We start from the raw sequence: 6,940 nt of genomic DNA on the forward strand, positions 1-6,940 counted from the left end.
GAACTCATAACTAATGACTAATGACTAATGACTAATGACTAATGACTAATGACTGATGACTCATAACTAATGACTAATGAAATCGGATTTCTGCGACAAGTGCCCGCCAAAGGCGCTGCGGGAGAGCCAGCGTCCAAGTACCAACTTGATGAAAATGGGGAAGTGGCAATCGGACGCGATCGAAATTGTCAAATAACTTTAGAGTCGATCGCCCACGGCATGGTTTCCCGCCGCCACGCCACAGTCCGTCCCCTGACTCAGGGTACTTTGACGAGATGGGAAATTTGCGACCTCAACAGCGCTAACGGAACTTATATCAACGGGAAAAAGCTGCAAGGCTGCCAAACTTTAGAAACAGGCGATCGCATCAGTCTCGGCCTTGACGGCCCTGAATTCATATTTGAATCTCCCGCAACCCCTTACCAAAATAAACCCGGATTAAGAGCACCACAAACGGGCAATTTTGCTGGTAGGGAAAAAGACGCTCTCACTTTAACTCAATTATTCCCGATCGCCTCGACGGGCAAACAATTAACCCAAAAAGCTTACTTATATCCAGGTATTGCCACAGTTATTTTTGTAGTTTCGATGTTTGTCGCCGTGGGAAATCCCGCAGCATTCAACTTGCTGCTGTCAGCTTACCTCGCCGGTGCGGCTTACTACTTTATCTATCAACTGTGCGGCAAACACAAGCCTTGGTGGGTATTGCTTGGTTCGGCTTTAGCTACAGTCCTGATTTTGCTCAGCCCTTTATTGATGGGATTTATATTAGTATTTAGAGAAATTTTGCCCGGCCGCCTGCCAGCCGAAGGTGAAGCAATCAGTTTTTTCCCTTTTTTGACCCAAATGTTTTTCGGGACGGGTCTGATGGAAGAATTGCTGAAAGCCCTGCCCGTTTTGGGAGCGATGCTGCTGGGAAATTGGCTGAAAAATCCGTGGCGCGATCGAGTCGGCGTTTGGGAACCTTTAGACGGAATTCTGTTAGGAAGTGCCTCAGCAGTCGGTTTTATACTGTTAGAAACTATGGGACAGTACGTTCCCAATATTATCCAAAATGTCACCCTTCAAGCAGGATCCGACGCCGGAGAATTAGTAGGATTGCAGTTGCTAATTCCCCGCATTTTGGGTTCAGCCGCCGGACACATGGCTTACAGCGGCTATTTGGGATATTTTATCGGTTTGAGCGCCCTCAAACCCAGGAAGCGCTGGCCTATTTTGGGCGTCGGCTATTTCAGCGCTTCGGCACTTCACGCTTTGTGGAATGCGTCGGGAGCCGTTAGCGTACTTTTGCTGGCGTTGGTGGGAGTTTTGTCCTATGCGTTTTTGGTAGCGGCGATTTTGAAAGCCAGAGCTCTGTCTCCGAATCGAGCGCAAAATTTTGCCACTCGCCTATTGTCTCAAAAGTGACTGCTGAGTGCTTAATTGTTGAGGTGCCAGGACACGTCAAGCTGCCATTTTTTTCTTGTGTTTTAACCAGCTTAAACCTGCCAATGCTAAAGCTGTACCGCCTGCGGTGAGAGGTTCGGGAACTGGTTCGGTTTCGGTATTCACTAGAGTGTAAGAAACAGGGTTCTCGCGGACGATCGCTCTCTCAACTAGACGTACCGTACCGTCTGACTCTGTATTGTATACCTCCTTATCCCCATAGAAATAAGATACCTGCATAGGGGCCTCCCCGATCGTATTTATAGACCAAGATGCGCTGCCCCGCAAGTTGAAGTAAATAGGCACATTAGGTTCGTCTATTTTTCTCGTCACAGAGTCGCTGCCAGATGCTTGCAGTCCGCGAAAATCTCCTTGATTAAATACAGCTCTAGCCCCTGCCAAATTGTAGTATTGTTTGCCGCCTTGTAGTGCATAAAAGTTAAGAATGAGAATAGTGTTTAATATTCCCTCGGAAACTGCAACTTGTTCCAATCCTATTCCTGTAAGCGAGGAGTTATCCACCTTAAAAAAGCCGCCACCTCCATAATCGGCTTGGAAATTGTAGGTGAGTACGGCGGCTTGTGCTTTGTCTACTCCTACCAATAACACGCCGGAAAACACACTTAAAATTGTGCTAGCGATCGCACTTCCTAATCTGGGCATTAGTTTTTGACTCATTGTTTTTTTTATTAAGGTTTACCTAACAATACTTCGGACTGTTTTTGATTGCCAAGCGTATAATAAGGGTTTCAAAGATCTGCGGTTATCGATCTACCAACGGAAAATCGATTGTTTCAGACTACCAACTAAAAACAGTCCGGACTATTGAGCTAAGTCTAGTTTATTAGAGTGAGCGATCGCCCGTAATTATCCGCATTCTTAACGTTAATTTTTGTGAAGTCAAAGATTGCCAAATATAAACACCCGTACTCCGAAAGGTGCACAACGGCTGAATTTTGTATGATTTCTTACTGGGCAAATATTGCTTTTGCCGCTAAACAACACAAATGTTTGAGCAGCCCGGAAAAATATTCCCACGGATTTGTGTTGTGGCGATGCGAAGGACGATCGCCCGCGTTTTAACTGCATATTTAATTCATTTTGTCAATACACAATAGTAAGAAATTTTACCCCAGTATTCTGCCCTTGTGTAGGATTCGCGGATGCTAAATTGCCTGAGGCGATAATCGCCACTGAACCTAGAAATTCTTCACAAATAGTTTGACTGTGGTACGATCTCGATGGCTGTGAGTAGCTGCTGAAAAATCCGTGGTGCGATCGAGTCGGCGTTTGGGAACCTTGAGACGGAATTCTGTTAGGAAGTGCCGGGCTCCGTCGGCTTTACACTGCGTTAGAAAGTCGCTTGAGAGCACGTTCCCAATATTATCCAAAATGTCACCCTGCAGGCGGGACCCGACGCCGGACAATTAGTAGGATTGCAGTTGCTAATTCCCCGCATTTTGGGTGCGGCCGCCGGACACATGGCTTACAGCGGCTATTTGGGATATTTTATCGGTTTGAGCGCCCTCAAACCCAGGAAGCGGACTCATTTTGGGGGTAGGCTATTTCAGCGCTTCGGCACTTCACGCTTTGTCGAATGCGTCGGGAGCCCTTGGGCGTACTTTTCGGGGCGTTGGTGGGAGTTTTGTCCTATGGGTTTTTGGTAGACGCGATTTGACAGAGCCCGAGCTCTGTCTCCGAATAGAGCGCAAAATTTTGCTACTCGAATATTCTTTGAAAAGTGACTGCTGACTGCTTAATTGTTGAGGTGCCAGAGCACCTCAACCTGCCATTTTTTTCTTGTGTTTTAACCAGCTTAAACCTGCCAATGCTACAGCGGCAGTCCCAGCGGTGAGAGGTTCGGGAACTGGTTCGGCTTCGGTATTCACTAGGGTGTAAGAAACCTTCGCATCGTTGATAATTGTACGGTCGACTATGAGCACAGGATTCTCGTAGCTCCAAATTATTGTCTCAATATACCCCGAGAAATAAGATGTCCACGTACCAGGACTGCTTGCCCCGTTGGTATTCATAGACCAAGATGCCCTGCGGTCATACTTGGTGTAATAAGGCCCTCCTAGTGCTCTAATCTCTCCGTCGCTACCACTTGCTTGCAGTCCGCGAAACTCCCCTTGAAAAAATAAAGCTATAGCCCCTGCCAAATCGTAGTAATTTTTAGAGACCGTGAAGTTGTTGAATCTTCCCTCGGATACTGCAATTTGTTCCAATCCTGTTCGTGTAAGCGAGGAGTCACTCACCTTGAAAGAACCGCTACCGAAGCCCATTTCACCACGGTCCGCTTGGAAATTGTAGGTGAGTACGGCGGCTTGTGCTTTGTCTACTCCTACCAATGACACGGCTGCATAACTTAAAATTGTGCTGGCGATCGCACTTCCTAATCTGGGCAGTAGTTTGTGACTCATGGTTTTTTTTATTAAGGTTTACCTAACAATACTTCGGACTGTTTTTGATTGCCAAGCGTATAATATGAGTTTCAAGGATCTGCGGCCATCGATCTACCAACGGCAAATCAATTGTTTCAGACGAAGAACTAAAAACAGTCCGGACTATTGAGCTAAGTCTAGTTTATTTGAGTGAGCGATCGCCCGTAATTCTGCGCCTTCTTAAGGTTAATTTTTTTGAAGTCAAAGATTTTTAAATGTAAACACCCCTAATCCTAAAGGTGTTCACTAGGCTGAATTTTGTATCATTTCTTACGGGGCAACTATTGCTTTTGCCGCTAAACAACACAAATGTTCGATCGTACCGGAAAAATATTCCCACCGATTTGTGTTGTGGCGATGCTCCGGACGATCGCCCGCGATAGGTAGCATATTTGAGTAAATTTGTCAATACGCAATTACCAGAAACCTTACCCCAGTATTCTGCCCTTGTGTAGGATTCGCGGATGCTAGATTGTCTGAGGCGATAATCGCAACTGAACTTAGAAATTCTTCACAAATAGTTTGACTGTGGTACTATCTGGATGGCTGTGAGTAGCTGAGGGAAGCCAAGGGGCTTGATTCCTGTGGTGGTGGAGGAGAATCCAGGAGTGCTAGATAGGATGTCATTGGGATACGCAAACGTTTTCGCCCAGCGAAGTCAACCTGAACCCCTCCGCATTGGGGTGATTGGGGTTGGCAATATGGGCCAGCACCACACGCGAGTTCTGAGCTTGCTAAAAGATATCGAACTCGTGGGTGTTGCAGACATAAATGTAGAGCGGGGAATAGATGTAGCAAGCAAATACCGGGTTCGCTTCTTTGAAGACTACCGGGATTTGCTCGCCCACGTAGATGCAGTTTGCGTCGCCGTTCCAACTCGCCTGCACCACCCGGTGGGGATGTCTTGTCTCCAAGCGGGTGTTCACGTTTTAATTGAAAAGCCGATCGCGGCTAGCATTGCCGAAGCCGAATCTTTGGTCAACGCGGCTGCTGAGGCCCACCGGATTTTACAAGTGGGTCACATCGAGCGCTTCAATCCAGCTTTTCAGGAACTCGGCAAAGTGCTGAAAACTGAAGAGTTACTGGCATTGGAAGCTCACCGGATGAGTCCCTATTCCCAGCGGGCTAACGACGTATCGGTAGTTTTGGATTTAATGATCCACGACATCGACTTGCTCCTGGAATTGGCAGATTCCCAAGTGGTCAAGCTGACGGCCAGCGGCAGCAGGGCCTCAGATTCAGGTTATTTAGACTACGTGACAGCGACGCTGAACTTTGCTAACGGCATTGTCGCCACCTTGACTGCCAGTAAGGTGACGCACCGCAAACTCCGTTCAATCGTGGCTCACTGCAAGAATTCTCTGACAGAGGCAGATTTTCTCAACAACGAAATCTTGATTCACCGGCAAACAACCGCCAATTACGTGACCGATTACGGTCAGGTGCTTTACCGTCAAGATGGGTTGATCGAGAAAGTTTACACCAGCAATATTGAACCGCTCCACGCAGAATTGGAGCATTTTATTAATTGCGTGCGGGGTGGAAATCAGCCTTCTGTGGGAGGAGAACAAGCTCTCAAAGCTCTGCGGCTTGCGAGTTCGATCGAGCAAATGGCTCTCGACGGTCAAGCTTGGTATCCGAAAGAGCTAGAGTCTACTTTGCAAGTTAGCTAAATCGAGACAAATCCAGTCGTTTCCGGGTGCTTTTACAGTTTGGGTTTGTTGTTCGTTGAAGACGGTAACTGTTCCCATGCAGCCGGATTCGATGTCAGTCGATTTGAGATTTGAGACGGAGGCGCGAGCACTTCGGCGAGCGCTTAGTCGAGCCGCGCGAGCGTCGAACGATTTTAGACTTTAGATTGACCTTGCAGATGAATCTGGGGGCTTGAACTAAGGTTTAAAATTTTTTGCTCTCCACAACAGGAGTCGGGGGCAAGTATCCGTCTTTAGGTGAGGTTACGATTTATGCCAAAAAAGAGCAACTATTTGACGACTGATGGTTTTGCTCACTAGCTGATTTCCTTGAGGACTCAGGTGAATGCTGTCTCGATACAAAGTTGGAAGTTCGGCCCCACAATTGAAAATGGGAAGAAAATCTATGTAAGTAATTTTCTCTGTTTCGACGAGTTCGGCGAGACGCGCTCTAGCTTTGACTTCCCAGTCGCGAGGGCCCGCGCCGCCGAATTCGCCTCGCTTGGGCGTGAGGGCTAGCAAAAACTTGACGTTCGCGGATACAGCTATTTTCTGGATTTGGCGAATAGCTTCTAAGTTGCAGCCTACTACATCGCCGCTTGTGGCTCCGGGTGCTGCCAATTGGGGAGCCGGCACAGCAGGTAGCAGGTAGCGGCTCAATAACTCTAGCGTAGCCGATCGGGGTTTGCGATCCGGGTAAGAGCGATCGCGACCCACAACCAGAGGACAGGGAGCCGAGGCAAAAAAATCGTCCGTATTGAGCAGCAACACCACAGCATTTGCCCCAAAAACACCGAACCGCTTGGCGTAAGCAAGTTGATTCCTCGGCCCCCAAGAATTCGCTGAGGCGTTGAGAACTTCAAAATCTGAGTAGTTGACTTGTGAACCTAATTGTGCATGGCTCGCCAGATTCTGTACTTGCAGTCTCAAATCCCGAGCCAGAATTTCCGAGATCGTATCTGTTTGATGTGTCCACCAACCGCCGTTGGCGACAGAATCTCCCAACAGCAAGACGCGCAGAGTTTCTGGAGGGGGTACAGGGGCGATCGCTCCGCTACGCATCGAATACTCGTTAATCTCAATCCGGTTGCCCAAGCGGCGCACCTTTTGGTTGGGCGCCAACAAATAGCCGCACTCGGCATCGGCAATGTAAATCAAGGGATTGCCAAAACCCAGCAGCACCCGCAGCAGCACTTCGATTGCTGCCCACAATCCGGAGGTGACAGCCAAAATTATGAGAACAACTTCCACCACTTAACCTCGTTGACGAACTCCCCGGCAGACCAGCGCGGGGATTCTTAAACCCACATTCCGCAGATATTTAGACAAATTTAATAGTTTTAAATTGGGAGGGATAAAGCCATGGAATCAATATATAGC

6 protein-coding genes are annotated in these 6,940 nt (G+C 47.9%); 3 read left to right on the forward strand and 3 right to left on the reverse strand.

The window, feature by feature from the left end:
* Window positions 1-69: 69 nt before the first annotated feature.
* Window positions 70-1,407, forward strand: coding sequence for a PrsW family glutamic-type intramembrane protease (locus QUB61_RS23770; protein ID WP_333132476.1), 1,338 nt, complete (start codon window positions 70-72; stop codon window positions 1,405-1,407).
* A 36-nt stretch (window positions 1,408-1,443) separates the two neighbouring features.
* Here QUB61_RS23770 and QUB61_RS23775 read toward each other — a convergent pair whose 3' ends face one another.
* Window positions 1,444-2,103 carry a PEP-CTERM sorting domain-containing protein gene (locus QUB61_RS23775; RefSeq protein WP_333132475.1) on the reverse strand — a complete coding sequence of 220 codons (660 nt, stop codon included), beginning with the start codon at window positions 2,101-2,103 and terminating at the stop codon, window positions 1,444-1,446.
* A gap of 758 nt (window positions 2,104-2,861) precedes the next feature.
* Between QUB61_RS23775 and QUB61_RS23780 the strand changes: the two genes are divergently transcribed.
* A complete protein-coding gene (locus QUB61_RS23780; RefSeq protein WP_333132474.1) occupies window positions 2,862-3,092 on the forward strand; it encodes a PrsW family glutamic-type intramembrane protease in 231 nt (76 codons plus the stop codon).
* Window positions 3,093-3,206: 114 nt separating this feature from the next.
* On the opposite strand, the gene QUB61_RS23785 is transcribed toward QUB61_RS23780, so the two are convergent.
* The gene (locus tag QUB61_RS23785; RefSeq protein ID WP_333132473.1) at window positions 3,207-3,848 is read right to left on the reverse strand and encodes a hypothetical protein; all 642 of its coding nucleotides are present in this window, start codon (window positions 3,846-3,848) and stop codon (window positions 3,207-3,209) included.
* Window positions 3,849-4,489: 641 nt separating this feature from the next.
* On the opposite strand from QUB61_RS23785, the gene QUB61_RS23790 reads away from it, so the two are divergent.
* Entirely contained in the window at window positions 4,490-5,542 is a 1,053-nt protein-coding gene (locus tag QUB61_RS23790; protein ID WP_015178266.1) for a Gfo/Idh/MocA family protein, read from the forward strand.
* A 282-nt stretch (window positions 5,543-5,824) separates the two neighbouring features.
* On the opposite strand, the gene QUB61_RS23795 is transcribed toward QUB61_RS23790, so the two are convergent.
* Window positions 5,825-6,811, reverse strand: coding sequence for an SGNH/GDSL hydrolase family protein (locus tag QUB61_RS23795; protein WP_333132472.1), 987 nt, complete (start codon window positions 6,809-6,811; stop codon window positions 5,825-5,827).
* Between the last annotated feature and the right edge of the window lie 129 nt (window positions 6,812-6,940).

This window comes from Microcoleus sp. C2D2, assembly GCF_036702495.1.
In the GTDB taxonomy this organism is placed as follows: Bacteria; Cyanobacteriota; Cyanobacteriia; order Cyanobacteriales; family Microcoleaceae; genus Microcoleus.

Bases quoted from the DNA above. Each gene is read 5' to 3' on its own strand.
- QUB61_RS23770 (WP_333132476.1), top strand. From the start codon at position 70: ATGACTAATGAAATCGGATTTCTGCGACAAGTGCCCGCCAAAGGCGCT.
- QUB61_RS23775 (WP_333132475.1), bottom strand. From the start codon at position 2,103: ATGAGTCAAAAACTAATGCCCAGATTAGGAAGTGCGATCGCTAGCACA.
- QUB61_RS23785 (WP_333132473.1), bottom strand. From the start codon at position 3,848: ATGAGTCACAAACTACTGCCCAGATTAGGAAGTGCGATCGCCAGCACA.
- QUB61_RS23790 (WP_015178266.1), top strand. From the start codon at position 4,490: ATGTCATTGGGATACGCAAACGTTTTCGCCCAGCGAAGTCAACCTGAA.